The following is a 26,836-nucleotide window of genomic DNA, read 5'->3' as shown; positions in this document are numbered from 1 at the left end:
GAACGGAACCACACTGGCCGCCGCGGCGTCGGCACGGCGTGAGATCGGCCCCGGGCCAAACCCCTCGGACAGCTTTCTTTCACGGTCCTGCCCTTGCCCCGCCCCCCGGCTGGTTCAACAATACGCAGCTATGAATATTCCTACCCGGTTTTCCCACCTGGCGGCCATCGAGACGCCGGCCGACCTGCGCCGCGTCTCCGACGAGGACCTGCCGGCCGTCGCCGATGAGCTGCGCCAGTACCTGATCGAGTCCGTGGCCAGCTCGGGCGGGCATTTCGGGGCGGGGCTGGGCGTGGTCGAGCTGACCGTGGCGCTGCATCGCGTGTTCGACACGCCGCGCGACCGGCTGGTCTGGGACGTCGGCCATCAGTGCTATCCGCACAAGATTCTCACCGGCCGCCGCGACCGCATTACCACGATCAAGAAGAAGGACGGCCTGGCCCCGTTCCCGCGCCGCGAGGAAAGCGAGTACGACACCTTCGGCGTCGGCCACTCGTCCACCTCGATCTCGGCCGCGCTGGGCATGGCCATCGCCGCGCAGCGCAAGGGCGACAACCGCAAGGTCGTGGCGGTGATCGGCGACGGCGCGATGACCGCCGGCATGGCCTTCGAGGCGCTCAACCACGGTGGCGACGTCGAGCCGAACATGCTGGTCGTGTTCAACGACAACGGCATGTCGATCAGCGAGAACGTCGGCGCGCTGACCAAGATGATGGCCCGCGCCATGGCCAGCCACACGCTCAATGCCTGGCGCGAGCGGGCCAAGCGGGCGATTCCGAAGCAGTCGTTCTTCGGCCGCTTCTTCAAGCGCTGGGAAGAGCACGCCAAGGGCATGTTCGTGCCCAGCACGCTGTTCGAAGAACTGGGCTTCCACTACACCGGCCCGATCGACGGCCACAACATCCCGCAGCTGCTGCACGCGCTGCGCATGGTGAAGGACCTGCCCGGCCCGCAGCTGCTGCACGTGGTCACCACCAAGGGCAAGGGCTATGCCCCGGCCGAGCAGGCGCAGATCGAATACCACGCGGTCGGCCCGTTCGACCCGCAGGCCGGCCTGGTGAAAAAGTCCGGCCCGGCCAAGCCGACCTACACCGACGTCTTCAGCGACTGGCTGTGCGACCAGGCCGCCGCCGACGAACGCCTGCTGGGCATCACCCCGGCGATGCGCGAAGGCTCGGGCCTGGTGCGCTTCTCCAAGGAATACCCGCAGCGCTATTTCGACGTGGCGATCGCCGAGCAACACGCGGTGACCCTGGCCGCGGGCATGGCCTGCGAAGGTGCCAAGCCGGTGGTGGCGATCTACTCCACCTTCCTGCAGCGCGCCTACGACCAGGCCATCCACGACGTGGCGCTGCAGAACCTGGACGTGACTTTCGCCATCGACCGCGCCGGCGTGGTCGGCCCGGACGGCGCCACCCATGCGGGCAGCTTCGATCTTTCGTTCCTGCGCTGCCTGCCGAACATGGTGATCATGGCGCCGGCCGACGAGAACGAGTGCCGCATGATGCTCAGCACCGGCTTCGCCTACGACGGCCCGGCCGCGGTGCGCTATCCGCGCGGCACCGGCCCCGGCGTGGCGCTGCGCAAGGAACTGGACACGCTGCCGCTGGGCAAGGCGGAACTGCGCCGCCGCGGCCGCCGCCTGGCCCTGCTCAGCTTCGGCGCGATGCTGGCGCCGGCGGTGGAGATCGCCGCGGAGCTGGACGCCACCCTGGTGAACATGCGCTTCGTCAAACCGCTGGACGAGGCGATGATCCTGGAGCTGGCCAAAACGCATGAAGCCTTCGTCACCCTGGAAGACAACGCCATCGCCGGCGGCGCCGGTTCGGGTGTGGCCGAGTGCCTGGCCGCGCACGGCGTGACCTTGCCGATCCTGCACCTGGGCCTGCCCGACGTGTACCTGGAACACGGCAGCCGCGAGGAAGTGCTGACCATGGCGGGGCTGGACCTGCCGGGGATCCGCAACGCGATCCGCGCGCGATTTCCCCAGTTTGCTGCTGCCGCTTCGGCCTGATCCGTAGAAACCTGCCTCACCGCCGTCATTCCGGCGCAGGCCGGACGAGCGCGTAGCGCGAAGAACGCCCGCAGGGCGGCCCCGAAGGGGTGAGCGAAGCGAATCATCCAGTAGCGACATCGCTGGATTGTCGCGTGGACGCCGGTGTGCTGCTTTTCAAAGCGAACGCTGTGGCTATTTCGCCAAACCAAACCGCATCGCTACTGGATTCCGGCCTGCGCCGGAATGACGAGCGAAGAAAAGGCCACCCCGCTGACGCGGGGCGGCCTTTTCGTTTTCGCAAACCCGCTTACTTCAATCCATTTGAAATAGCTTTGATCAACGTACCGTTCGCATCGTCCCCGCTGAATTCCCACGAGAACGCGCCGCCCAGCGACTGTGCCTTCACGTAGTTCATCTTGCGCTGGATATTGGCCGGATCGTCGAAGCTCCAGAACGTGCTGCCGTTGAAGATCCAGTGCGCGCCGGCCGCGGTGTCGTCGTAGCTGGGATAGCCCAGGTTCTTGAGCACCTTGTAGTCCTCGATGCCCGCCTCGTAAGTGCCAGGCGCCGCCGTGGTGCTGGGCTGGAACAGGCCGTTGTTGCTGTTAGGCACGTTGCTCCAGCCGCGGCCATAGAAGCCGATGCCCAGGTTGATCTTGGCGGCCGGCATGCCCGCGGCGATCAAAGCCTGGATGGCGTCGTTGGTGTTGTACTTGGCCGCGTCGCCGGTGGAGGGATCCCCCGCCGGCTTGTACAGCGCGGAGTGGAAGTTGGTCGGGCTTTCCCAGGCGCCGTGGAAGTCGTACGTCATCAGGTTGACGAAATCGATCGACGAAGCGTACTGGCTGGGCTGGGTCACGCGGATCTTGTCCACGCCCGCGCCGCCGGCGATGGTCAGCAGCAGGCCCGGGCGCACCGCATCGAGCTGGCGGCGGAACTCGGCCAGCAGGGCGGTGAAGTTCGCGGTGTCCTCGCTGCCGCCGCAGCTCAGGCCGCAGGCGGCCGGATACTCCCAGTCGATATCGATGCCGTCGAACACGCCGGCTGCCGCGCCCGTACCGCCGGCACTGTCGGTCACCGGCAGGTTGCCCTTGATGTAGGCGTCGATGCACGAGGCCACGAAGGCCTGGCGATTGGCCGGCTGCGCCGCGCTGGCGAAACCGCGCGACCAGGTCCAGCCGCCCAGCGAGATCAGCACCTTCAGGTTGGGATACTTCGCCTTCAGTTCCTTCAGCTGGTTCCAGTTGCCGCGCAGCGGCTGGTTCCAGGTGTCGCCCACGCCGCTGACGCTGCTGCCGGCGTCGTACGACTTGGTGTAGTCGGCATAGGCATCGCCGCCGACGCCGGTGTTCGGATCGGAAGCCTGGGTCACGCCCACTTCGCACTTGTTGTTGCGCACGTTGCCGAAGGCGTAGTTGATGTGGGTGAGCACCGCGGCCGAGCCGCTGGTGTCGATGTTCTTCACCTGGTAGTTGCGGCCGTAGATGCCCCACTGGGTGAAGTAGCCGATCACCCGCTTGCCGCCACCGCCGCCGCCCGCACTGGTCTTGGCGTTGATCGCGGAGCTCTGCGCGGAGGCATTGCCGGCGTTGTCGCGCGCACGCACCGCGTAGCTGTAGGTGGTGCTCGCGGCCAGGCCGGTGTCGGTATAGCTGGTGGCGGATGTGGAGCCGACCAGTGTGCCGTTGCGGTACACGTCGTAGCCGGCCACGCCGCTGCCGCCGCTGTTGTCGGTGGAAGCGCTCCAGCTCAGCGATACGGTGCTGGCCGTCTGCGACGGCGAAACCAGGCCCTGCGGCACGCTCGGCGGCGTGGTGTCACCGCCGCTGTTGGGATTGACCGTGATGCTGACGGTGGACGAGGTGGTGGACAGTCCGCCGTTATCGGTAGCCACGGCTTTGAGCGTGTAACTGCCGGCCGGCACGTTGCTCCAGGTCACCGAATACGGTGTCGTGGTTTTCGCGCCCAGCGACGCGGAGCCGTTGAAGAACTCGACCTTGCTGACCGTGCCGTCGCTGTCGCTGGCATTGGCGCTCAGTGTGATGTTTGCGCCAGCGGTGAACGTGGCGCCATTGGCCGGCGATGTGAGAGCCACCGAAGGCGGCTGGTTGCTGCTGGACCCGCACTGACCGAGGTCCTGATACCAGCCGCAGCTCGGACAGTAGTCCGGCGGCGTATTCCAGATCTGCGTGGACGCCTGATACAGATGATTGTTGTAGACCATCTTGTCGCCCGCGTTGTAGATGGTGGTGGCGTTCCACGCCGCCACGCCCGCGCAGCTTGCGCTCTGCGCGCCGACCGCTCCACTCCACAGTGCTGCCGGCAGCATGGCCAGCAGCAGGAGAACCCTCAACAGGTTGCGCATGACACGACTCCGTGATCGAAAGGATTCGAACGCCGGATGCGATGACGCTGGAACGCCGGATGCGCTGGCGCAGCGCCGTCATGCGCGCCGCCCGAAGAACGGATGCCCGGCCCCCACCGGATGCCCGCCTCCCTCCCGACGATGTGGCGCCCTCCCCGGCTCCCCATCAGCACTGGCGCCCAGGCGCCAGCCGCTGCACTGGACTCCTGTCTGACAACGTTGTCAATCCTGTCCTGCGAAAGACTGCGCGGAAGAGCACGTTTTTGCGATACGCCCGCACGGCCACCACGCCCCTGGCGTGGTGGCCCGGTGAAAACCAGGTAAGCGGAGCGCTAGCGGCGGCCGCCGGAGACGCGGTCGCGGCCTTCCAGGTCGGTGGCGGTGAAGACGTCGGCGTAGCCGGCCTGCTCCAGCAGGGCACGCACCGGCGCACCTTGATTCCAGCCGTGTTCCAGCAGCAACCAGCCACCCCGGACGAGATGGTCCGGCGCACCGGTGACGATCTCGCGGATCGCGTCCAGTCCATCGGCGCCCGAAGCGAGGGCAGTGGCGGGTTCGTAGCGCAGATCGCCCTCGTCGAGATGCGGATCGGCGGATTCGATGTAGGGCGGGTTGGAAACGACCAGATCGAAGCGCTCGCCGGACAACGGTGTCATCCATGTCCCATGCAGAAAGCGCACGCGCCCCAGGCCCAGCCGCTGCGCATTGCCGCGCGCCACCGCGAGCGCATCCACGCTCAGGTCCACCGCCGCCACTTCCGCCCGCGGGCGCTCCTTCGCAATGGCCAGCGCAATCGCACCGCTGCCCGTGCCCAGATCCACCACGCGGCAAACGCCATCGGACGGCAGCCGCTCCAGCGCCAGCTCCACCAGCAGTTCGGTTTCCGGCCGCGGAATCAGCGTGGCCGGCGTGACATCCAGCTCCAGCGACCAGAAGCCGCGGCGGCCGGTGATGTAAGCCACCGGCTCGCCTGCCTCGCGCCGCGCGACCATCGCTTCGAAGGCCGCGCGGGTGGCGTCATCCAGGACGTCGGTGTCGTGCGCGATCAGCCAGGCGCGCGGCTTGTCCAGCGCGTGCAGCAGCAGCGCCTCGGCATCGATCCGTTCGCCGAGGCGCTGCGTCGCCGCAGCCAGCGCGCCGCGCACATCAACCATCATGGCGTTCCGGCTGCTGCGGCGGCAGTTCGGGCGGCATCGCGGCGGGACGCGCCGGCTTCGGCTCTCCCTTGCGCCAGTAGCCTTCGCGCGTCCACGCCTCGAAGCCCCAGCGCAGCCAGCCGATCAGCGCATTGGCCAGCCACAGCGCCCACAGCAGCATGGCGATCTTGTAGGCCCACAGCGACACGCTGAACACGCCGCCGCGCGGCAGCACGTCGGTGGTCTGGTCGGCAAACCAGCGCAACTGCCAGGCCGTGGAACCGTTGCCGGCGACATGCATGTCCGGCAGGCCGAGCAGCCCCTTCGGCACCGCCGAGATCAGCACCACCAGCGCGATCACCGTAAAGAACGCCAGCGCGATCTGCAGCAGGTTGAAGCCCACCGCGCCAAGCCGCTCCGGCGGCGCCTTGCGCGCACGCAGGCCCAACGCGATCAGCCACACCACCACGAGCGCATACGCGCTCCAGGCAAAGGCGGAGAACCCAAGGCCCAGCAGCAGCCAGTGATGGAAGCGCAGCGGCGTCGGTGCGTAGCGCGCCAGCAGCCAGGCCACCAGCAACAGCACCACCAGCTGCGACCAGTACAGCACGGCGGGGCCGGCGGTCGGACCCCAGGTCCACAGCACCCAGCGGTCTTCCGGCAGCTTCACGCCCAGGTACAGGTTGGCCGCGGATGCGCCCAGTCCCAGCTGCGCGCTGCGCGTCGCCGCGGCAATGCCGTGCGGTTCGCGCAGGCGCAGTTCGAACCAGTGCGCGCCCGGCAGCAGCGGCAGGCTCAGCTTGCCGTCGCGCACGGCCAGGCTCAGCGGCTGACCGTCGCGCCTGGCTTCCAGCAGCTCCGCGCCGGCCGGCAGCACGATGACGTGCTCGCCGCCACGCGTGCTGCGCGCCTGCAGCTTCATGGTGGTCTCGGTGGCGCGATCGCCCACCGTGCTGTTCAAGCTCACCGAGTCGAAGGCGAGACTGTCGCCCGCTACCGCCTTGGGCTGGGTCACCGCCAGATGCAGCGCCTCGCCCGGCAGAGGACGGAACGCCAGCGCGCCGTCGTTCTGGCTGGCCGGCACACCGTCGCCGTCCACATGCCACATCGGCGCGGCCTGCACTTCCCAGTACTCCGCACGCTCGCCGAGCGCGGGCGCCTTCAGTTCCAGCTTGTCGGCATGATCGAGGCGGCTGGTCCAGCTCACCTCCTGCTGGTTGCCGTTGAAGGTCACGCCGATCAGTCCGTCGTGCACGCGGATGTCGTCGCCCAGCGGGTGCTCGCCCGGCAGCAGCGGCAGGTCGAGGCTGAAGCCGCCGTCGCTCGGCGCAACACGCGTCACCGTAGTCTCAACCGTCCAGTCCACGCCCAGCACCAGCACGCGCTGCACGGTGACGTAAGGCGGGAAAGCCTGGCTGTTGGCGGTGACTTCCTTGCCATCGGCGCCGGCGCGCACGCGGTGCAGCGAAAGGCTGTCGCCCAGGGCGCGCCCTTCATCCACGCCATCGACCGCCCAGCCCTGCCCTGCGAAGGCCACGCGCTGCGGATGCAGCGCGAAGCGCAGGCTCACCGTATCGGCCGCCACCGCGCGATAGCGCAGCGACAGGCGATGCACGCCGCGCTCGATACGCACCAGGGTCTGCGCTCCGCGCTGCGCCAGCGCCGCGTCGGCGTGGCCATCGACGCCGACGCTCTGCAACTGCAGGGAGGCATCGGCCTGCGGCAGCGGCACCGCCACCGGCGCACCCACGTGCAATTCCAGATCGACATCGATCTGATCGCCGTTCGCCTGGATCTGCGCGGCAGCCACCGCCGCGCAGTTCGGCACGCACTTCGGCGCTTCGGTCAGGCGCTGGCGCAACTGCTGCAACAACGCTTCGTTCGGCAGTGCATCCTGCGCATGGGTGATCTGCGGCACCAGCGCGATCAGCAGCAGCGCAGCGCCCGCACGCGCGAACGGCCAGCGCGGCATGCCGCCATCGCCCGGACGGAACACACGCAACACGATGCGCGCGAGCAGAGCGGCCAGCAGCACCAGCATGGCGAAGCGCAGCAGCCGTACCAGCCAGGACGGTGCGATCACCAGGCGCGTGGTCTGCTCCGCGGTCACGGGCCCGGACCAGCCCAGGCGATAGTTGTTGCCGACGTTCCAGCCCGGTTCGCCGTGACCGGCCTGGATGATGTTGCGGGTGTCGGCCTGCTGCGAGAAGCGGTTGCCGGGCGGGAGCGCCGACGCGGACACGACGATGCCGCTCAAGGCTTTCGCCTTGCCGGCATAGCCCTCGGAGACGTTCGCGTCGTAAGGCGGCGCGGGCGGCGCAGGAGGTGCCGGCAGCGCTTCCGGAACCGCTTCGCTGGATGCTTCTTCGACGGCAGGAGCAGGCTCAGGCGCAGGCTGACGGCGCGCCTGAGCCTTGTCCATCGGCTCCATCGCGTCCAGCGACGGTGCGGGCTTCGGCGCGGCCCAGCCGACGGCAACCGGCATCGCCTCGCCCTGTTCCAGTTGCGGATGCAGCACGTAATCCATCTGCGTCGCCGCGAACGGCAAGGACCACAGCACCGCCAGCGCCAGCACGGCACCCGCGCCGATACGCGAACCCAGGCGCAGCTTGCCTTCCGGCAATGCACGCGCAAGCAAAGCCAATGCGAGCGCGACGCCGAGCGTCCAGCGCGGCGCGCCGGATTCATGCTGCGACAAGGCAAGGAAAGCGATCGCCAGCAACGCCCACGGCCAGCCCATCAGGCGCCCTGCCAGCAAGGCGATCAACGCGACCACGAACAGATCGAGCAGGCTCCACTGCGCAATCCACGAATCGGGCGAACGATCCGCACCGGATGCACCGAGCAGGCGATAGCCATACGGCAGATGCAAGGTCGCCTCGATGTTCTCCAGCGGCAACTGCCAGCCGCCGCTCGGCAGCGAGCCACCGTGCGGCAGGCGCAGGCCCGCGCTCAGATTCAATTGCGATTCGCGCAGCTCCACGCCGCTGCGTCCGTTCTCGCCGCCGGTGACCAGCAGCGGGGTTTCGCCCTGCGCCGCGCGCTGCAACTGCCAAGGCGCGCTCACGTCCAGGCGCTGGCTCTTGCGCAGCGTGCCGGTGAGGCGGTCGCTGACATTGAGTCCGCGGCCGTCGAAGTCCAGCCAGATCTGCCGCTGCACCTGCACCTGGTCGCCCTGCCCGCCTTCGCTGCCACGCGTGCCCTGCTCGATGGCGAGGCCCTGGTTGTCGTCCAGCGCAAACGCCGGCAGCTCGCGCCAGTCGTCCGGCACGCCGGCCTGCGCGGCGTCGGTGGGCTGGCCTTCCACGCGCGTGCTGCGCAGTTCGGTGTTGTCCTGGTAGCTCCAGATTTCCTGGCGCGGCCAGGGCTCGGCCGGCAGCTTCAGCGCCACCTGCTTGAGCACATCGGTACCGCGCGAGGTGAGGTCCAGCGTCCACTGGCCCGGGCGCAACTGGATGCGCAGCCGGCCGTCGCTCTCCAGGCGCGCCGGCAGGTTGCTGCTTAAGGCGGTGGCGACGAAGCCCTGCGGCAGCGCCGGGCCGAGCAGCTGCTCGCGCGCGCTGCCGGTGACATTGATCTGCAGATGCGTTTCCAGCGTCGACGGCAGGCCGTCTTCCAGCCGGCGATAGACGCGCAAGGACAAGGCATCGGCCGCGCGCTGCGCCGCGGCGGCTTCCCCGAGCGTGAGCTGGTCGCCGTTGCGTTCGACGCGGGTGACCGCGGCGCCATCCACGTTCAAGGCCACCAGGCCGATCGAAGCCGGCACGCGCAGACGCGCGGGCCGCGAGGTCCACGGCAGCACGCCATGAATGCTGTAGTCGCCCGGCTCCAGCCACACCGACGGTTCACCGCCGCGCTCGAGTACCGCCAGCGCCTTCGCGCCGGCGGCCACCTGCTGCGGCCAGCTGCGCGCATCGCCGGGGAGGGTCACCCAGCTGGGCGCATCCACATGCACGTCGAGGGAGAAGCGGCCGCCGTCCTTGCCGGCATCCACGCCCAGCCGGCCGGGCCAGGCGCATTGCACATTGCCCGGCCCCTGGTTGGCGAGAAACGGACAGGCATGCTGCGGCACGTCGTGCAACACCCAGTCCTGCCAATTGCGCAGCGGCGGCGGCACCTCCTGCGCCAGCACAGGCGCCGCGAGCGCCCACAGACCCAACAGCCATCCCCATCGACGCATACCTGTCTCCCTTGGGCCGTCAGTGGCCGCGACGCAGTGTGGTGGAACGGCGCCATCGGTGACAACGCCGTGAAGGGTGCAACGCGGGGTTTGGCGATGCGGGGTTGGCGCCAGGCATAAAAAAACCGGGCGGCTTGCGCCGCCCGGTTCGTCACTGCTGTCGTGACAATCAGTGCCGCTGGATCAACGCAAGATCGCCGCCGGATCCTGCTTGGCCTTCAGCGCGGAGCACAGCAGCGTGGACTCGGTGGTCTGAGCCAGGCCGCGTTCGGCGCCGGTGACTTCCTTGGCGCGGGTCTTGAAGAACTCCTGCAGGCGGTCCGCCTCGGCCTTGGAGCAGCCGCCGCCGCCCATCAGGCCCGGCAGCCGGCCGCCGGCGAAGCTGCCGGTGCGCGCCACGATCTTGTCGTAGTTCGCCACCGACCACTTCCACACCGCGTCGCGGCCGGCCTGGGTGTCGCGGTTGCCGCGCAGCAGCGCGGCCATCTCGCCCACCTTCACCGACTTGTCCAGCGACAGGTCGCGCACGCGCTCGGCCTGCGCCGCATCGCTGGCCTCGGCCAGGCCGGCCAGGATGGCGTTGCGCTGCGCCGGGTCGCTGGTCTTCGGCAGCTGGGCGATCAGCGTGTCGACCGCGCTCTTGCCGTGTTCCTGCACCGACACGCCGAGCGCGCTGCCGAGCAGGTTGGAGTCGGCGGCGGCGAAGTCCAGGCTGCCGTCGGCCTTGCCCTTGAGCACGGCGTCGCCCTGCTTGAGCAGTTCGGCGCGCACTTCCGGCAGCTTCACGTCCAGGCCGAGGAAGTTGGCCAGGGTGGCGCGCTGCAGGGAGTCGCCGTCCGGCTCGCCGTCCTTGTGCTTGTAGCCCAGGCTCTGCAGTTCCGGCAGATAGGAGGACTTGGCCCAGGCCACCAGCTTGGCGCGCTGCGCATCGGTGGTGGCGAGCTGGTCGTAGATCCAGCCGAAGGTGTTCATCGGCGCGGTGGACACCTCGCGCACCTTCGAACCGGTGAGCGGCTTGAGCGCGGCCAGCGCGGAGCCGGCGTCGATGTCGCCGCGGCGGAACGCCGCATTCACCGCATCGCCGTAGGCCAGCTGCTCGGCATCGGCCAGCTTGCCGATCTGCTTGCCGAGGTTGGCCAGGTCGGCCTTGTCCATGCTGAAGCGGTAATAGCCCGAGCCATTGGCATTGGGCATCACCCAGCTCTGCGCGGTGGCGCCCGGCAGCGCCATGGTGCCCTGCGCCTTGTCGAGCAGCTCGCAGGCCACCTTGCTGCCGTCGGCGGTGGCGTAGCGCACGCACACCGGCACGCCCCACACGTGGTTGGCATCGCCGGTGCTGCCCAGCGGCAGGTAGCGGCTCTGGGTCAAGTGCAGCACGGTCTTGCCGCCTTCCTGCGCCAGCTTGGTCTGCACGTAGGGCACGCCGGGCTGGTTGAGGAAGCTCTTGAAGGCGTTCTTGAAGTCTTCGCCCTTGTCGGCGGCCTTGGCGATCGAATCGATCAGGTCCTCGGCGGTGGCGTTGCCGAACTTGTGCTCCTGGATATAGCCGCGCATGCCCTTCTGGAACACCGGCTCGCTGACGTAACCCTCGAACATGCCCAGCACCGCGGCACCCTTCTGGTAGGTAATGCCGTCGAACGCGGTTTCGATGTCGCCGTTGCCGGTGATCGGCTGGCGGATCTTGCGCGTGGTGACCAGGCTGTCGCCGTTCATCGCGCCCTGCGCGCCGCGCACGCGGTCGAGATCGGCGCGGTATTCCGGATGCACCTTCTGCGTCACCTTCTGCTGCATCCAGGTGGCGAACGCCTCGTTGAGCCACAGGTCGTCCCACCAGCCCATGGTCACGGTGTCGCCGGTCCACTGGTGCGCCAGCTCATGCGCGGTGACATTGAAGGAGCCGCGCACGTACTGGGCGGCGGAATCCTTGTCGAGCAGCAGCAGCCAGTCGCGGAAGGTGACCAGGCCCGGGTTCTCCATCGCGCCGGCGGAGAAGTCCGGGGCGGCGAGCAGGTCGAGCTTGTCGAACGGATAGCCGAAGCCGTAGTAGTCCTCCAGCGCCTTGATGATGCTCGGCGTCTCGCCCAGCACGTGCTGCATGCGATGGCCTTCGCCCTTGGCGGCGATGCCGCGCAGGTCGGTGGCCTGCTTGCGGTATTCGGAAGCGGGGATGGTCGGGCCGTTGACCACGTCCCACGGACCGACGCCGAACGCCACCAGGTAGGTGGGCAGCGGCTGGGTGGTGGCGAAGGTCAGGGTCTTCCAGCCGGCGGCGGCTTTCTCTTCCTTCACCTGCTTGGTGTTGGCGATGCCGACTTCATCGGTGGGGATGGTCAGCTTCAGATCGAACGGCGTCTTGAACGAGGGCTCGTCGAAACCGGGGAAGGCGAAGCGCGCGCTGATCGGCTCCATCTGCGTCATCGCGTACGGCTGCCCTTCGTGGCTGACCTTGTACAGGCCCTGCAGCTGCTGGTTGAGCGGCGCGGTGTACTCGATCGCCACGGTCAGTTCCTGCGGCTGCATGGTGGCGCCGAGATCGATGCGCACCACGCCTTCCTTCGGCGCGGCCTCCACGTACTTGCCGGCGTGCGTCTTGCCCTTGGCGTCGGTGATGGTGACCTTGCTCACCTTCAGTTCGCGGCCGTGCATCCAGATGTGGTCCGAGGCCTGTTCCAACTTCAATTTGATGGAAGTAGTGCCGGTGAAATCCTGCTGCTTCGGGTCCACCTTGAAGGCCAGCTGATAGGACTCCGGCATCGCCCAGCGCGGCAGCTTGCCTTGCGGCTGGTCGGAAGCGGCGGGAGCGGCGGCAAGAGCAGCGCCGCAGGACGCGGCAAGGACGCTCAGCACGAGCGGGCGGACGAAACGACGCATGAGAATTTCCCCAGGGGACACAAAGAGCCTTGCAAGCTAGGAGCTGGCATGACTTCGGACACAGTGCCAGAAGACATGCCCGTCCCGTTGCTGCGCAGCATGGACAAGCACGACGCAGCGAAAGCCGCCCATGAAAAAACCGGCGGCGAAGGGGGGGCTTCGCCGCCGGTGGGGAACCGCGCGCCCGCGGGGGGAGGGCAAGGATGGCGCGCGGGTGGAGCAACCGGTGGGTGAGGTGAACTTTAGGCGTCCCGTGCGGATTGCTCCAATTGATTGTTCTCATGATCGTGATAGATTTTGGCTATTGTCTTCGCCGACTACGGCCATTCCCATGAATCTGCGCGATCTCCAGTACCTCGTCGCCCTGGCCGAGCACCGCCACTTCGGCCGCGCGGCCGAGGCCAGCTTCGTCAGCCAGCCCACGCTGTCGACCCAGATCAAGAAGCTGGAAGACGAACTGGGCGTGCCGCTGGTCGAACGCACGCCGCGCAAGGTGCTGCTCACCGAAACCGGCCGCGAGATCGCCCGCCGCGCGCGCGGCGTGCTGTCGGAGATCGACGAGATCAAGGCCATCGCGCAGCGCACGCGCGACCCGGAATCGGGCACCTTGCGCTTAGGCATCTTCCCTACCCTCGGCCCCTACCTGCTGCCTCACCTGGTGCCGCTGGTGCGCCAACGCTTCCCGCGGCTGGAACTGCTGCTGGTGGAGGAAAAGACCGAGCAGGTGATCCGCATGCTGCGCGAAGGCTCGCTGGACGTCGGCGTGCTCGCCCTGCCGCTGCACGAAGACAGCCTGCATGCCGAGTTCCTGTTCGAGGAACCTTTCGTACTGGCGGTGCCGGAAAGCCACCCGCTGGCGCATAAGAAGCATCGTCTCAAGCTCGGCGATCTGGAGGACGAAAGCCTGCTGCTGCTGGAAGACGGCCATTGCATGCGCGACCAGGCGCTGGAGGTCTGCCAGCTGGCCGGCGCGGGCGAACGCTCGGGCTTCCGCGCCACCAGCCTGGAAACGCTGCGCCAGATGGTCGCCGCCAATGTCGGCATCACCCTGTTGCCGACCCTGGCGATCAAGCCGCCGGTGGCGCGCACCGACAACGTGCACCTGGTGGAATTCGCCGGCCATCCGCCCAGCCGGCGGATCGCGCTGGTATGGCGCAAGAGTTCGTCGGTAGGAAATTTTCTTAAGCGCTTTGCGGAAGTCATCCGCAGCATGCCGGCCGAACTGCTGCGCCCGGAACTTAACGAATCGAAACCGGCCAGCCGCCCGCGCGCATCGGCATAAACACGCGTAAGAGCCTGTTGCCGCAGGATGTGCGGCCGCACACAAACGGCCACCTAAACGGCGGATTCGCTCGCGCCCGCCCCCTCATGGAAGCTTCATATTTCGGCCAGAACAATCCGCGAGATTGTTCGCTCGACGCACGCCTCGAGGCTGAACAAAGGGGGGCAGATGGACTGCCGGGATCGACCCACGCCGCGCCGAGCGGCGCGGTAGCCGATAGCGCGGCAGGACTGGGCGGCGAACCAGATCACGAGGTTTGAGTGCAGACAATGCCGGGCATCTTCACCGTCTCGCTGGATCTCGAGCTCTACTGGGGCGTGCGCGACGCGCGCAGCATCGAGAGCTACGAGTCCAACCTGCGCGGCGAGCGCGAAGCCATCCGCGGCATGCTGGAGCTGTTCGAAGAACACGACATCCATGCCACCTGGGCCACCCTGGGCTTCCTGTTCTACAAGGACGCCGAGGAACTGCGGCACCACCTGCCGGACGTGCTTCCCGATTACCGCCGCCAACAGCTTTCCTCCTACCGCTACCTGCAGGAACACGCCTGGGGCAGCGACGACGATCATTTCCACTTCGCGCCGGAGATGGTCCAGCTGATCCGCGATTACGACGGCCAGGAAATCGGCACGCATACGTTTTCGCACTACTACTGCCTGGAAGACGGGCAGACGCTGGAGGCCTTCCGCGCCGACCTGAAAGCCGCGCTGGCCGCGGCGCAGGCGCACGGCATTCCTACCGCCAGCCTGGTGTTCCCGCGCAACCAGAGCAATCCGGAATACCTGGCCGTGCTCGACGAACTCGGCATCGCCTGCTATCGCGGCAACGAGAACGCGGCGTTCTACGCACCGCGCAACCAGCGCGAACAGAACCTGATCGTGCGCGCCTCGCGCCTGCTCGATGCCTACGTGAACCTCAGCGGCTACCACACCTATGCGCTGCAGGATTGCGCGCGCAGCCGTCCGTTCAATATTCCGTCCAGCCGTTTCCTGCGCCCGTATTCGCGCCCGCTGGCGCTGCTGGAAAGCCTGCGCCTGCGCCGCATCAAGCGGGCCATGCTCGACGCGGCCACCGGCGAGCGGCTGTTCCACCTGTGGTGGCATCCACACAACTTCGGCGCGGATATCCAGCACAACCTGGCCTGCCTCACCGAGGTGCTCGGCTACTACGGTTACCTGCGCGAGCGCTACGGCATGCAGTCGCTCAACATGGGCGAAGTAGCCACCTTGCTGGAGGACATGCATGCCGGCCAGGCCTAGGATCGCCCTGCTCGCGGGCGAAGGCTGGTCGACCAGCGCCATCTACAACGGCTTGCGCGAGGAGTTCGAGATCGTCGCGGTGATCGTCGAGCGCAAGCCCTCGGCGCTGAAGATGCTGCGCTACCGTGCACGCACGCTGGGCTGGACGGAAACCTTCGGGCAGTTCTGCTTCATCCTGTACAGCCGGCTGCTGGCGCGCGCCGCGGACATGCGCATCGCCATGCTGATGCACCGCCATGGCTTGTCGGATACGCCGATACCCGGCATCGCCGTCACTCAAGTCGAAAGCGCCAACCACAGGCGCGTGGCTGCGCTGCTGAAAAAGCTGGAGCCGCAGGCGGTGGTGGTGAACGGCACGCGCATCCTGTCGAAGAAGCTGCTCGCCGCGGTGGATGCGCCGTTCATCAATACGCATATGGGAATCACGCCGGCGTATCGCGGAGTGCATGGCGGTTACTGGGCGCTGGCGAACGATGACCGCGAGCGTTGCGGGGTTACCGTGCATCTGGTGGATGAAGGGGTGGATACGGGGGGCGTGCTTTACCAGGCACGCATCGAGCCGGAGGAAGAGGACAGCTTCGCTACGTATCCGGTGTTGCAGTTGGCGGCGGCCTTGCCGCTGATGAAGGCGGCGTTGAACGATGCGGCGGAAGGGAAGCTGGCGCCGCGTATGGGCGAAGGGGTGTCGAAGCAGTGGTATCACCCCACGTTGTGGGGGTATTGGAAGACTTGGCGTTCGCGCGGCGTCAAATAAGCGAACTCTTTTCCCCGCCGGGGAGTACGCGGGGAGCGCACAGGGATGTGCGCGGCTTTGAGGAGCGAGGAAGATGCCGGCAGGCAGATGAGGGGTCGGGGCTCGCCAAGACGCACCTACGAAGCAAAAACGCTCTTGAGCTTGCGGCGATCATCAACGCCACGCTCCGCCCGGCCCCTCACCCCAACCCTCTCCCCGGAGGGGAGAGGGGGCAATCATTCAGGCGCCGGTGAGGCCGATCGGGCAACTCACACCCGTCCCACCCAGCCCGCAATACCCCGCCGGATTCTTCGACAAATACTGCTGATGCTCCGCCTCCGCGTAATAGAACGGGCCGGCGTCGGCAATCTCGGTAGTGATCCGCCCATGCCCGGCGCGGTCCAGTTCCGCCTGATAACGCTGCAACGACGCTTCCGCCGCTTCGCGCTGTGCCGGCGTGGACGTATAGATGGCCGAACGGTACTGCGTCCCCACGTCATTGCCCTGCTGCATGCCCTGGGTGGGGTCGTGGTTCTCCCAGAACGTGCGCAGCAGCGTATCCAGGCTGACCTGGGCCGGGTCGTACACCACCTGCACCACTTCCGTATGCCCGGTTTCGCCCGAGCACACTTCGCGGTAGCTGGCATTGGGGGTATAGCCGCCGGCATAGCCGACCGCCGTGGTCAGCACGCCGGGCAGTTGCCAGAACTTGCGTTCCGCGCCCCAGAAGCAGCCCATGCCGACCTGCAGTACTTCGCTGCCGGGGAAGGCCTCCGGCGTCAGGGGCCGGCCGTGTACGTGATGGGCGGAGGGGGGCGCGATCGGCTGCGTGCGTCCAGGCAGCGCGTCCTCGCGGCGGGGCATGCGTTGTTTCCAGGCACCGATACCGAGCATCGTGATACTCCTGCGTTCGAGAGTGGACAAAATGGCGTCGGCCGGCGTGCTTCTCAACACTCCGCGCCGCACTGCTCAGTAGCGCAGCAGCGCGTGCAGGGGCGTATCTGCGGGCAGGCGGTGGCGGCCTTGCAGGGCCTCCAGTTCGATCACCACGCTGGCCCCCACGCGCACCGCGCCCAGCGTTTCCACCAGCCGGCAGGCCGCGTCCAGGGTGCCGCCGGTGGCGAGCACGTCGTCGACGATCAACACTCTTTCGCCCGGACGCAGCGCATCGTTACGTGCCTCCAGCCGGTCCTTGCCGTATTCCAGCGCGTAGTCCACCGACACCACCGGCGGCGGCAGCTTGTTCGGCTTGCGCAGCGGCACGAAGCCGGCGTGCAGCTTCTGCGCCAGCGCGGCGCCGAAGATGAAGCCGCGCGATTCGATCCCGCACACCGCCTGCACCCCGCTGCCCTGCCACGGCTCGGCCAGCGCATCGATGCAGCGGGCGAAGCCGCCGGCATCGGCCAGCAGCGGCGTGATGTCGCGGAATACCACGCCAGCCTGCGGAAAATCGGGAACGGCGCGGATCAGCGCCTCGATCTGTCGGATGTTCGATGCCATGGGAACGCGCGCTGCCTGTACGAAGGGAGCGCGCAAGCATAGCGCGCGGCGTGCTTCAGGCCGGCATGAACGAGGGCGCGTCGTCGCCGGCCTGCTCTTCGCCGTACTGCTCGTCCAGCGCAAGGCGCGCATCGATCAGCTCGCGCTCCACCTCGCGCACCACCGCCATCGCCGCGGGCAGGCTCGCTTCGGGCACCAGCACGGCCACGTAGTCGAGCGCCGGCAGGTTGCCGACCGCGCCGGTAAGGTATTCGCCGGCGACGAAGGCGGGAATCTCCGCGCTTTCCAGCGCGTCCTTCACCAGGTGGGCGTCGATCAGGGTCTCGGCTCGGTAGGCGATGCGCATGGCCGGCAAGCTACCCCCCGCCCGCCGGTGCCGCAAGAGCTTGCCGGCCGGCCGTGCGGCCTAGTGGCAACCCCGCGGACGCTGCTTTAAGGTCGCCCTCGTATCACGACTCTTTTGGGGAAGAGGCGGCATGTCGAAGGCGGCAGTGGAAGGACACCTCAGGTTCGTGACGCGGGTCTACCGCCTCCGCCTGCTCGGGCTCGCCCTGGGCGCGCTGCCAGTCGCCAGCGTGCTGTATCAGCTGCACGCCGCGTGGTGGCTGTGGGGCCTGCTCGGCGTGAACGCTCTGGTCTGGCCGCATCTGGCGCATTTGCGCGCCTCGCGCTCGGCGCGGCCGATCGACACCGAGCACGGCAACCTGGTGATCGATGCCGCGATGGGCGGCGCCTGGGTCGCGCTGATGCAGTTCAACCTGCTGCCGAGCGCCCTGCTGGTGGCGATGATGGCGATGGACCGGATCAGCGCCGGCGGCTTGCGCCTGGTGCTGAAGTCGCTGGCCCTGCAGGCGGCGGTGTGCCTGGCGGTGTGGTGGCTGAACGGGTTCCGCCTGCAGCCGGCGTCGACCATGCTCAATGTCGCCGCCAGCATTCCCATGCTGATGATCTACCCGGTGTGGATGAGCATGGTGAATTTCACCCTGGCGCAAAGAGTGCGCCAGCAGAACCGCCAGCTCGACCAGCTCAGCCGCACCGATGCCCTCACCGGCCTCAACAACCGCAACCACTGGCTGGAGGCCGCCGGCGTGGAATGGCTGCGCTACCAGCGCAACCAGCGGCCGGCCGCGCTGATCCTGCTGGACGTGGACGGCTTCAAGCAGATCAACGACCGCTACGGCCATGCCGCGGGCGACCAGCTGCTGGGCGACCTGGCCCGCCTGCTGCAGCGCGGCCTGCGCGACGTGGACACCCCCGGCCGCCTGGGCGGCGACGAGTTCGGCATCGTGCTGCCGGAGACCGACCTGGAGCGCGCCAGCGCGGTGGCCGAGCGGATCCGCCTGCTGGCCGAGAACAGCCGCCCCGAGCGCGGCGACCAGCACATCCCGTGGACGATCAGCCTGGGCGTGGCCTCGGTGGGCGAGGACGCCCGCGACGTCGGCGCCTGGATGCGCCAGGCCGACCTGGCCCTGTACCGGGCCAAGGCCCAGGGCCGCAACCGCGTCTGCGTGGCACCGGCCCGCGGCAGCGGCGGCCACGTGGCGCACGCCACGGTCTGAGGGCTCACGCCTGGCAGCGCGAGGGAATAGGAAATAGAGAATCGAGAATTAGGAAATCGGGCGCGAGGGGATGCAAACCTCGCGCTTCGCTCACAGCGCTTCACGTCGCCGTGGCCTGTGCTTCCTGTTCCCTATTCTCCATTCCCCATTCCCTCCAGGGTAAACTTGGCCGTTTCAGCCAATCACCCGCGAGTCCCGCCCGATGTCGACCGAAACCGCCGCCGCCGAAACCACGTCCGCCAGCGCCGCCCCGGCCGAGGGCCAGCGTGACTTCGTGCGCCAGATCATTCGCGACGACCTGGCCACGGGCAAGCACCACGCCATCCGCACGCGCTTCCCGCCCGAGCCCAACGGCTACCTGCACATCGGCCACGCCAAGGCGATCTGCCTGAATTTCGGCATCGCCCGCGAATTCGCCGGCTGGTGCAACCTGCGCCTGGACGACACCAACCCCGGCAAGGAAGACCCCGAGTTCGTCGAAGGCATCAAGGACGACGTGCGCTGGCTCGGCTACGAGTGGCACGACCTGCGCCACGCCTCCGACTACTTCGAGGTGTTCTACCTCGCCGCGGTCAAGCTGATCGAGGACGGCCACGCCTACGTCGACGACCTCAACGCCGAGGAGATGCGCGAGTACCGCGGCACGCTCACCGCGCCGGGCCGCAACTCGCCGCACCGCGAGCGCAGCGTGGCCGAGAACCTCGACCTGTTCCGCCGCATGCGCGAGGGCGAGTTCGCCGACGGCGCCAAGACGCTGCGCGCGAAGATCGACATGGCCTCGGGCAACATCAACATGCGCGACCCGGCGATCTACCGCATCCGCCGCATCCCGCACCAGAACACCGGCGAGGCCTGGCCGATCTACCCGATGTACGACTACGCGCATTGCCTTTCCGATGCGCTGGAAGGCATCACCCACTCGCTGTGCACGCTGGAATTCGAAGACCACCGCCCGCTGTACGACTGGTTCGTCGACAAGGTCGACCTGGTCAACCATCCGGAGCTGTGGACCCGCCTGCGCGAAGGCGGCTTCCAGACCGAGCCGGCCAAGCCGCGCCAGATCGAGTTCTCGCGCCTCAACCTCAGCTACTGCATCACCAGCAAGCGCAAGCTCGCCCAGCTGGTGAACGAAGGCCTGGTCGACGGCTGGGACGACCCGCGCATGAACACCTTGCGCGGCCTGCGCCGCCGCGGCTTCACGCCGGGCGGCATCCGCCTGCTGATCGAGCGCCTGGGCGTGAGCAAGCAGAACAGCGTGATCGACTACGCCATCTTCGAGAACTGCGTGCGCGAAGACCTCGACGGCAGCGCGCCGCGCCGCATGGCCGTGCTTGACCCGCTCAAGCTGACCATCACCAACCTGCCGGAAGGCCACGAGGAAAAACTCTCCTTCTCCAACCACCCCAAGGACGAGAGCTTCGGCACGCGCGAAGTGCCGTTCGCGCGCGAGCTGTGGATCGAGCGCGAGGACTTCGCCGAAGTGCCGCCGAAGGGCTTCCACCGCCTCAAGCCCGAGGGCGAAGTGCGCCTGCGCGGCGTCGGCATCGTCAAGTGCGAGGAACTGCTCAAGGACGCCGCCGGCAACGTCATCGAACTGCGCTGCACGCTCGACCTCGAGTCGCGCCAGGGCATGCCCGGCGCGGACCGCAAGGTGAAGGGCACCATCCACTGGGTAAGCGCGCGCCATGCCGTGGCTGCCGAAGTGCGCGTGTACGACCGCCTGTTCAACGTGGCCGCGCCGGACGACGACAGCGACGGCAAGAGCTGGATCGAGCACATCAATCCGGAAGCCAAGCGCATCGTGCAGGCCTGGCTGGAACCGTCCGCCGCCGCCGCCGCGCCGGAACAGCGTTTCCAGTTCGAGCGCCTGGGCTACTTCGTGGCCGACCGTGTCGACCACCGCGCGCAGCAGCCGGTGTTCAACCGCACCGTCACCCTGCGCGACACCTGGGCCAAGCAGGCATGAGCATGCTGCCGCTGCAGATCCACCTGACCCTGCCGCCGTGGCTGGGCGACCTGGTCGACACCGGCAAGCGCTACCTCACCGACGAAGAACGCGTGGACCTGGCCATCCAGCTGTCCAGCCACAACATCGAGCACGGCCTCGGCGGCCCGTTCGGCGCCGCGGTGTTCGACGGCCAGGGCCGCGTCATCTCGGTCGGCGTCAACCGCGTGGTGCCGCAGTCCTGCTCGGTGGCGCACGCCGAGATGATGGCCTACATGGCCGCGCAGCAGCGCATGGCCAGCTTCCGCCTCAACGGCGACGGCGGCCGCTACATCCTGGCCACCAGCGCGCAGCCGTGCTGCCAGTGCTACGGCGCCACCGTGTGGGCCGGCGTGGACGAGCTGCTGATCGGCGCGCGCGCCGAAGACGTCATGGAGCTGACCGCGTTCGACGAAGGCCCGCTGCCGGCCGACTGGGTGGGCGAGCTGGAACGCCGCGGCATCGCCGTGCGCCGCGACATCCTGCGCGACGAGGCGCGCGCCGTATTGGCCGCCTACGGCGCGCGCGGCCAGAGCTACTGAGCCACCGGATGAGCCGCCTGCGCGCCGCGCTGCCGCTGCTCCTGCTGGTGCTGGCCGGCGTCGTGCTGTTCTTTTCCGGCGCCTTCGACCAGCTGCATCCGGAACGCCTGGTGGCGCACCAGGAGCAGCTGCGCGCCCAGGTCGCCGACAGCCCCTGGCTGAGCCGCATCGTCTTCATCGGCGTGCTGACGCTGGCGATGTCCACCGGCGTACCCGGCACGGTGCTGATCATCATGGCCGGCGGCTTCGTGTTCGGCACGCTGGAAGGCACCGCGTATGCGTCGGTCGGGCTCACCCTGGGCACCTTGATCCTGTTCCTGGCCAGCCGCTACGCCTTCGGCAACGGCAGCCGCCATCCGCCGGCGCTGATCGAGCGCATCCACCATGGCTTCGAGCGCCATCCGGTGGCCTACACCATGTTCTTGCGCTTCGTGCCGGTGGCGCCGTTCGGGCTGATCACCGTGTGCCTGGCCTGGCTGCGCTGTCCGCTGTGGCTGTTCCTCGGCGCGAGCTGGCTGGGCGGCACGGTGTCGCTGATCTTCGAAACCTCCATCGGCGCGGGCCTGGGCGAAGCGCTTGCGCGCACGCATGGCCGCTTCGATACCTCGGTGCTGCTGCAGCCGAAGATCCTGCTTTCGCTGGGCTGCATCGCCTTGCTCGCGCTGCTGCCGCTGCTGCTCGAACGGATGCTCCGCGGGCGGCTGCACCGCGGCGGCACAGCTTCGCGACAGGCATCCGGGCTACCTCCTCAAGCCGACTAGCTCCCTTACCCCCGTTTCGCGCTAGGCTCAGCGCGCCGGCGCCGCGCGCCGCATGGGGAATGGCCAAATGGTCGTCGCGGGGGCGAACTGGACGGTACGCTTGTGGCGGCGCACGTCGCTGATGCAGCGCCTCGCCTTCATCGCCCTGGTCCCCACCCTGGTCACCGCCGCCTTGCTGGTGGTGATGCTCACGCGCTACCAGCTCAACACGCTGCGCGGCATGGCGCAGAGCACCGCCGACGCCATCGCCACGCAGGCCGCCTCGGTATCCGCCGATGCGATCCGCAACATGCAGCGGCGCGATCTCAAGCGCATCGCCGAATCGGTCGGCAACCTGCCGCACGTGGTGCACGTGCAGATCCGCGCCGCCGACGGCGAGATCCTGGCCGACAGCCATGGCGACGCCGCGCCGCGCTCGCGCGACGTGCTGACCGTGGTGCGCGACGTCAAGGACGGCGACCAGCCGCTGCAGCCCGCGCTCGGCTCGGTGCTGATCGACCTGAGCCTGGGCGAGGCGATCGCCGCCCAGCGCGCCAGCCTGCGCAATGCGCTGATCGCGCTGGCGCTGGCGCTGTTCATCGCCGGCGTGATCGGCTGGCAGGCCGCGCGCTGGATCAGCGCCCCGCTGCGCCGCCTGGCCGGCGCGGTGCACAAGCTGGGGCGCGGCGACCGCCGCGTGGAAGTGGAAGTCACCGACGAAAACGAAATCGGCGAACTGCAGCGCGGCTTCAACAGCGCCGCCGCCGCGCTGTTCGACGTGCAGCGCGGCATGGAGCAGGAAATCGAACACGCCACGGTGGAACTGGCGCGCAAGAACGCCGCGCTGGAAGCCGCCAGCGTGGCCAAGGCGCGCTTCCTCGCCGCCGCCTCGCACGACCTGCGCCAGCCGCTGTACGCGCTGACCTTGTTCTCGTCTTCGCTGTCGGTGGACGAACGCGACCCGGTGCGCCTGGACCGCATCGCGCACATCCAGGAATGCGTGGAAGCACTGGACCATCTCTTCAGCGAGCTGCTGGACCTGTCGCGCCTGGAAACCGGCGCGATGCAGATCGAGATCAGCGAGTTCCCGCTCGACCACGTGTTCGAAGAAGTCAGCCGCAACTTCCGCATGATCGCCGAGCAGCACGGCCTGCGCCTGGTGATGCGCACCACGCACCTGTGGGTGCGCAGCGACCGCACCATGCTGGCGCGCATCCTCAACAACCTGGTGAGCAATGCGCTGCGCTATACGCACGAAGGCGGCGTGCTGGTGGTGGCGCGCCGCCGCCAGGACGGCACCGTGCGCGTCGACGTGTGGGACACCGGCAGCGGCATCGAGCCGGAACACCAGGCGCGCGTGTTCGACGAGTTCTACCGCGTCGACCACCACGGCAGCGGCGAACACGATTCGGGCCCGCGCCGCGGGCTGGGGCTGGGCCTGGCCACCGTGCAGCGCCTGGCCGAACTGCTCGACACGCGCGTGCTGCTGAAATCCACGCCGGCGCGCGGCAGCGTCTTCAGCTTCCACCTGCCGGAAGTGCCGCCGCAGCACCCCACCCGCATGGAGGTGGACGAGGCGGCGCTGGACGTTTCCGGCATGCGCGTGCTGGTGATCGACGACGAGCCGGCGATCCTTTCCGGCATCCGCTATCTGCTGCGCAGCTGGGGTTGCGACGTGGCGGTGGCCGAGGACCGCGTGCAGGCGCTGGAGGCAATGGAAACCTGGGTGACGCCGCCGGACCTGGTGATGTCCGACCTGCGCCTGCGCGACAACGAGAGCGGCCTGGACGTGCTGGCCGAACTGGATCGCCGCTATGCCGAGCTGGGCTTCGAACCGTTCCCGCGCCTGCTGATCACCGGCGAGACGCGCAGCGACCGCCTGCGCGCCATCATGGCCGCGCGGATTCCGGTGCTGTACAAGCCGGTCTCGCCCGAGCAGCTGCGCGAGGCGATGGTGACCTTGCGCGTGACCGGCCGGGGCATGCCGATCTCCACCGGGGGGTTCACGCCCCTATCACCTAGCGTCTAGGCCATATGGCGAATCAGAACGCGGTTGCGACGGGTAAGCACTGGCACTATGTTGCTGGCGCGCGCCGCGAGGGACGGGAGGATGCCGGCGCCATGGGGAGCGACATGCGGATATTGATCGCGGACGACCATCGGCTGATCGTCGAAGGAGTCAAGCTCAAGCTCGCCGAGCTAGGGCCGGAGACGGATTTCGCGGTAGCGCAGGATGTGGACGAATTGCGCGACCTGATCCGCAGCGAAGACGCGCGTACCTTGCGCCTGGCCCTGATCGACCTGGCCATGCCCGGCGCGCACGGCACGGCGCATCTACTGGAGACCATTCGCGCCTTGCCGGGGCTGCCGGTGATCGTGCTGTCCGGCTCGGAAGACCCTGCGCTGATGAAGGAACTGCTTTCCGCCGGCGCGCGCGGCTTCATCCCGAAGGCGTATTCGCCCGAGGTGATGCTGTCGGCCGTGCGCCTGGTGCTGTCCGGCGGCACCTACGTGCCGCCGATGATGCTGGACGAACGGCACGTCGCCGTACCGCCGCCGCCCGGCGCGTCCAACGGCATCGACTCGCTGGAGGAGCGGCTGCGCAAGCTGCTCACCGAGCGCCAGATCGACGTGCTGCGCCTGCTCTCGCAGGGCAAGCCGAACAAGCTGATCGCGCGCGACCTGGGCATCAGCGAGGGCACGGTGAAGATCCACCTGGCGGCGATCTTCCGCGCGCTCAACGTGCGCAACCGCGTCGAGGCGGTGGTGGCCTCGCGGCGCATCAGCGGGCTTTGAATCTTCCGTGCGGCCGGCGTGCGGCGCTCCGCTTCCGGCGCGCCGCCCATGGCGTATGCTTCGGCCCCATCCGGGGTGGAGGAGCCGCCCCGACACGGCGACCCGTTTCGCCGACCGCCGGGGGAGAAAAGCGTTGCGCGAGGGACGGTCCGCAGGCTTACGGCATGGCCGGTCGCTACCGGCCAAGGTGCGCTTTTTTGCGCGCGCACTGGCGCTGCTCGCCGGCCTGCTGAGCGGCTTCGCCGCCGCCGCGCCGGCGCCGGAGGAACGCCCGCTCATCTTCGGCATCCTGCCCATCGGCGGGCCGTCCGAGTCGCTGGAAGCCTGGCGGCCGATGCTGGACGACATGGAGCACAGCCTGCACCGCCATGTGCGGCCGCTGTCGGTCAGCACCTACGAAGGCCTGGCGCAAGCCTTGGCCGAGGACCGCATCGACCTGGCCTTCGTCTCGGGCAAGCTGGCCCTGGACGCGGTGGCGCGCGACCGCATGCGCGTGTTCGCCCAGCTCACCCGCGGCGACGGTTCGCGCGGCTATTACTCGGTGCTGCTGGTGGAGAAGAACTCGCCGATCCGCGGCGTGGACGACATCTTCCGCCAGCCCGGGCACTGGCGTTACGCGCGCGGCGAGGCGCTGTCAGTGTCCGGCTATGTGGTGCCGGAGACCCAGCTGTTCGCCGGCCGCGGGCTGGATTCGGACACCTTCTTCGCCAGCGTCGCGGTGGACAACCACCAGAACAACGCGCTGGCCGTGGCCAACCGCGAGGCGGACCTCGCCACCAACAACACCGCCGACCTGGAGCGCTTCGCCCAGCGCTTCCCCGAGCAGTACGCGCGGCTGCGCATCCTGTGGAAGTCCAGCCTGATCCCGCACGCGGTGGTGATCATGCGCACCGACCTGCCGCCGGAGCTGCGCCAGCGCATCGCCGCGTTCTTCACCGGCTATGCCAAGGGCAAGAACGGCGCGGCGGAGCTGGCCAGGCTGAAGCTGATCCACGACATCAGCGGCTTCGCCCCCGCTGGCAACGACACCCTGGTGCCGTTCGCGGACATCGCCTACACGCTGGAGCGCCGGCGCGCGCTGGGTGCGCAGTGGGTGAACAGCGCGGCGCTGGATGCGCGGCTGAAGAAGCTGGATGACGACCACCGGGCGCTGGTGAAGCGATTGGCGATTTCGTCGCCGTAGGTTGGGGTGAGCCGCAGGCGAACCCCAACCTACGCAGGTGATGGCGATGATGTCCGGTGAGGCGAACCCCAAGCTCCTGTTGGGGTTCGCCTGCGGCTCACCCCAACCTACTTGGCCGCCGCCATGTCGTTGATATTCACCTTCTGCCCGTTCGGCAGAATCATGTCGCCCGGCTTCTGGCCCGCGGCGCAGGCGCCGACCCACTTGCCGCTGCTGCTGACGTCGGCCTCGCTGTGGCCCATCACGGCCGGGTCGTACTTCACGTGGCCGGTGGTGCTGTAGGAGCTGTTGCCCTGGAAGCGGGTTTCGCTGTGGCTGGTCATGGTGACGTTGCCCTGCGGGCCGGGCAGGCTGCACACGCCGTCGGCGACCACGGCGCCGTCCTTCACGGCAAGCGAGAACTTGCTGCACATCGAGCCGCTCATCTGCGCGCCCATCTGGTACATCGCCTTGTCGGTGGCTTCGTCCAGGCACACCTTCATGGTCTGCGACTGGCCGCCGGCCGTGCCCATCTGCATCTCCCACAGGCCGGCCTTGCGCTTGGGCAGGTTGGCCGGGAGTTCGACGGCGGCCGCGGAAGCGGCCAGACACAGCAGGGACAGCGCGAACAGCGGACGGAAACGGGTCGACATGGCGATCTCCAGAGCCTCGAGGACGGGCCCGGCGGGCCCCTGGCCGGGCACGGTAGCCGCAAAACATGGCCGCGTCAT

19 protein-coding genes are annotated in these 26,836 nt (G+C 68.3%); 11 read left to right on the top strand and 8 right to left on the bottom strand.

Annotated elements, in window-relative coordinates; all coding sequences use genetic code 11:
- Positions 1–130: 130 nt before the first annotated feature.
- Complete coding sequence (dxs, locus tag FHW84_RS21810) at positions 131–2,014, top strand: 1-deoxy-D-xylulose-5-phosphate synthase (RefSeq protein ID WP_167258366.1); 1,884 nt, start codon at positions 131–133, stop codon at positions 2,012–2,014.
- A 289-nt stretch (positions 2,015–2,303) separates the two neighbouring features.
- Here the strand turns inward: dxs and FHW84_RS21805 are convergent, their stop codons facing one another.
- The 4 genes from FHW84_RS21805 to FHW84_RS21790 all read right to left on the bottom strand — a co-directional run bounded on the left by FHW84_RS21805 (position 2,304) and on the right by FHW84_RS21790 (position 12,548).
- Positions 2,304–4,325: a glycosyl hydrolase family 18 protein gene (locus tag FHW84_RS21805; RefSeq protein WP_167258397.1), complete on the bottom strand. Its 2,022-nt coding sequence runs from the start codon at positions 4,323–4,325 to the stop codon at positions 2,304–2,306.
- 368 nt (positions 4,326–4,693) lie between these two features.
- Positions 4,694–5,515 (bottom strand): peptide chain release factor N(5)-glutamine methyltransferase, encoded by an 822-nt coding sequence (gene prmC, locus FHW84_RS21800; protein ID WP_167258395.1) that lies wholly within the window; start codon positions 5,513–5,515, stop codon positions 4,694–4,696.
- Positions 5,508–9,677, bottom strand: coding sequence for a hypothetical protein (locus FHW84_RS21795; RefSeq protein WP_167258364.1), 4,170 nt, complete (start codon positions 9,675–9,677; stop codon positions 5,508–5,510). The genes prmC and FHW84_RS21795 overlap by 8 nt, the downstream gene beginning before the upstream one ends.
- 183 nt (positions 9,678–9,860) lie before the next feature.
- On the bottom strand, positions 9,861–12,548 hold the full coding sequence (locus FHW84_RS21790; RefSeq protein ID WP_167258362.1) for a M1 family metallopeptidase: 2,688 nt from the start codon (positions 12,546–12,548) through the stop codon (positions 9,861–9,863).
- Positions 12,549–12,879: 331 nt separating this feature from the next.
- On the opposite strand from FHW84_RS21790, the gene oxyR reads away from it, so the two are divergent.
- The 3 genes from oxyR (at position 12,880) to FHW84_RS21775 (ending at position 15,843) form a co-directional block, all read left to right on the top strand.
- Complete coding sequence (gene oxyR, locus FHW84_RS21785) at positions 12,880–13,830, top strand: DNA-binding transcriptional regulator OxyR (RefSeq protein ID WP_167258360.1); 951 nt, start codon at positions 12,880–12,882, stop codon at positions 13,828–13,830.
- Between the two features lie 269 nt (positions 13,831–14,099).
- Positions 14,100–15,089: a polysaccharide deacetylase family protein gene (locus tag FHW84_RS21780; RefSeq protein WP_167258393.1), complete on the top strand. Its 990-nt coding sequence runs from the start codon at positions 14,100–14,102 to the stop codon at positions 15,087–15,089.
- On the top strand, positions 15,073–15,843 hold the full coding sequence (locus FHW84_RS21775; protein WP_167258358.1) for a formyl transferase: 771 nt from the start codon (positions 15,073–15,075) through the stop codon (positions 15,841–15,843). The genes FHW84_RS21780 and FHW84_RS21775 overlap by 17 nt, the downstream gene beginning before the upstream one ends.
- 219 nt (positions 15,844–16,062) lie before the next feature.
- On the opposite strand, the gene msrA is transcribed toward FHW84_RS21775, so the two are convergent.
- The 3 genes from msrA to FHW84_RS21760 form a co-directional block, all read right to left on the bottom strand.
- The gene (gene msrA / locus FHW84_RS21770; protein ID WP_167258356.1) at positions 16,063–16,716 is read right to left on the bottom strand and encodes a peptide-methionine (S)-S-oxide reductase MsrA; all 654 of its coding nucleotides are present in this window, start codon (positions 16,714–16,716) and stop codon (positions 16,063–16,065) included.
- A gap of 75 nt (positions 16,717–16,791) precedes the next feature.
- A complete protein-coding gene (locus FHW84_RS21765; RefSeq protein ID WP_208399919.1) occupies positions 16,792–17,322 on the bottom strand; it encodes an adenine phosphoribosyltransferase in 531 nt (176 codons plus the stop codon).
- 55 nt (positions 17,323–17,377) lie between these two features.
- Entirely contained in the window at positions 17,378–17,668 is a 291-nt protein-coding gene (locus FHW84_RS21760; RefSeq protein ID WP_167258354.1) for a DUF2007 domain-containing protein, read from the bottom strand.
- Positions 17,669–17,798: 130 nt separating this feature from the next.
- Here FHW84_RS21760 and FHW84_RS21755 point away from each other — a divergent pair, with 130 nt between their 5' ends.
- From FHW84_RS21755 to phnD, 7 genes are all read left to right on the top strand, one after another.
- Complete coding sequence (locus FHW84_RS21755; RefSeq protein ID WP_167258352.1) at positions 17,799–18,881, top strand: diguanylate cyclase; 1,083 nt, start codon at positions 17,799–17,801, stop codon at positions 18,879–18,881.
- Between the two features lie 202 nt (positions 18,882–19,083).
- Positions 19,084–20,847: a glutamine--tRNA ligase/YqeY domain fusion protein gene (locus FHW84_RS21750; protein ID WP_167258350.1), complete on the top strand. Its 1,764-nt coding sequence runs from the start codon at positions 19,084–19,086 to the stop codon at positions 20,845–20,847.
- Between the two features lie 2 nt (positions 20,848–20,849).
- Positions 20,850–21,407 (top strand): nucleoside deaminase, encoded by a 558-nt coding sequence (locus tag FHW84_RS21745; protein WP_167258389.1) that lies wholly within the window; start codon positions 20,850–20,852, stop codon positions 21,405–21,407.
- Between the two features lie 8 nt (positions 21,408–21,415).
- The gene (locus FHW84_RS21740) at positions 21,416–22,168 is read left to right on the top strand and encodes a VTT domain-containing protein (protein ID WP_167258348.1); all 753 of its coding nucleotides are present in this window, start codon (positions 21,416–21,418) and stop codon (positions 22,166–22,168) included.
- Positions 22,169–22,289: 121 nt separating this feature from the next.
- Complete coding sequence (locus tag FHW84_RS21735; RefSeq protein ID WP_243868245.1) at positions 22,290–24,176, top strand: hybrid sensor histidine kinase/response regulator; 1,887 nt, start codon at positions 22,290–22,292, stop codon at positions 24,174–24,176.
- Between the two features lie 104 nt (positions 24,177–24,280).
- A complete protein-coding gene (locus FHW84_RS21730) occupies positions 24,281–24,943 on the top strand; it encodes a response regulator transcription factor (protein WP_167258344.1) in 663 nt (220 codons plus the stop codon).
- Between the two features lie 187 nt (positions 24,944–25,130).
- Positions 25,131–26,126, top strand: coding sequence for a phosphate/phosphite/phosphonate ABC transporter substrate-binding protein (gene phnD, locus FHW84_RS21725; protein WP_343203636.1), 996 nt, complete (start codon positions 25,131–25,133; stop codon positions 26,124–26,126).
- 107 nt (positions 26,127–26,233) lie between these two features.
- Here phnD and FHW84_RS21720 read toward each other — a convergent pair whose 3' ends face one another.
- Complete coding sequence (locus tag FHW84_RS21720; RefSeq protein ID WP_167258340.1) at positions 26,234–26,758, bottom strand: DUF3617 family protein; 525 nt, start codon at positions 26,756–26,758, stop codon at positions 26,234–26,236.
- Positions 26,759–26,836 lie beyond the last annotated feature (78 nt).

It is taken from the genome of Dyella sp. SG562 (assembly GCF_011759495.1).
Lineage (GTDB): Bacteria > Pseudomonadota > Gammaproteobacteria > Xanthomonadales > Rhodanobacteraceae > Dyella_D > Dyella_D marensis.
This window is presented reverse-complemented; position numbering and strand designations above follow the sequence as displayed.

Bases quoted from the DNA above. Each gene is read 5' to 3' on its own strand.
- FHW84_RS21730 (WP_167258344.1), top strand. From the start codon at position 24,281: ATGCGGATATTGATCGCGGACGACCATCGGCTGATCGTCGAAGGAGTC.
- prmC (WP_167258395.1), bottom strand. From the start codon at position 5,515: ATGGTTGATGTGCGCGGCGCGCTGGCTGCGGCGACGCAGCGCCTCGGC.
- FHW84_RS21780 (WP_167258393.1), top strand. From the start codon at position 14,100: ATGCCGGGCATCTTCACCGTCTCGCTGGATCTCGAGCTCTACTGGGGC.
- FHW84_RS21790 (WP_167258362.1), bottom strand. From the start codon at position 12,548: ATGCGTCGTTTCGTCCGCCCGCTCGTGCTGAGCGTCCTTGCCGCGTCC.
- FHW84_RS21750 (WP_167258350.1), top strand. From the start codon at position 19,084: ATGTCGACCGAAACCGCCGCCGCCGAAACCACGTCCGCCAGCGCCGCC.
- FHW84_RS21765 (WP_208399919.1), bottom strand. From the start codon at position 17,322: ATGGCATCGAACATCCGACAGATCGAGGCGCTGATCCGCGCCGTTCCC.
- FHW84_RS21755 (WP_167258352.1), top strand. From the start codon at position 17,799: ATGTCGAAGGCGGCAGTGGAAGGACACCTCAGGTTCGTGACGCGGGTC.
- FHW84_RS21760 (WP_167258354.1), bottom strand. From the start codon at position 17,668: ATGCGCATCGCCTACCGAGCCGAGACCCTGATCGACGCCCACCTGGTG.
- FHW84_RS21740 (WP_167258348.1), top strand. From the start codon at position 21,416: ATGAGCCGCCTGCGCGCCGCGCTGCCGCTGCTCCTGCTGGTGCTGGCC.
- oxyR (WP_167258360.1), top strand. From the start codon at position 12,880: ATGAATCTGCGCGATCTCCAGTACCTCGTCGCCCTGGCCGAGCACCGC.
- msrA (WP_167258356.1), bottom strand. From the start codon at position 16,716: ATGCTCGGTATCGGTGCCTGGAAACAACGCATGCCCCGCCGCGAGGAC.
- dxs (WP_167258366.1), top strand. From the start codon at position 131: ATGAATATTCCTACCCGGTTTTCCCACCTGGCGGCCATCGAGACGCCG.
- FHW84_RS21795 (WP_167258364.1), bottom strand. From the start codon at position 9,677: ATGCGTCGATGGGGATGGCTGTTGGGTCTGTGGGCGCTCGCGGCGCCT.
- FHW84_RS21775 (WP_167258358.1), top strand. From the start codon at position 15,073: ATGCCGGCCAGGCCTAGGATCGCCCTGCTCGCGGGCGAAGGCTGGTCG.
- FHW84_RS21735 (WP_243868245.1), top strand. From the start codon at position 22,290: ATGCAGCGCCTCGCCTTCATCGCCCTGGTCCCCACCCTGGTCACCGCC.
- FHW84_RS21745 (WP_167258389.1), top strand. From the start codon at position 20,850: ATGCTGCCGCTGCAGATCCACCTGACCCTGCCGCCGTGGCTGGGCGAC.
- FHW84_RS21720 (WP_167258340.1), bottom strand. From the start codon at position 26,758: ATGTCGACCCGTTTCCGTCCGCTGTTCGCGCTGTCCCTGCTGTGTCTG.
- FHW84_RS21805 (WP_167258397.1), bottom strand. From the start codon at position 4,325: ATGCTGCCGGCAGCACTGTGGAGTGGAGCGGTCGGCGCGCAGAGCGCA.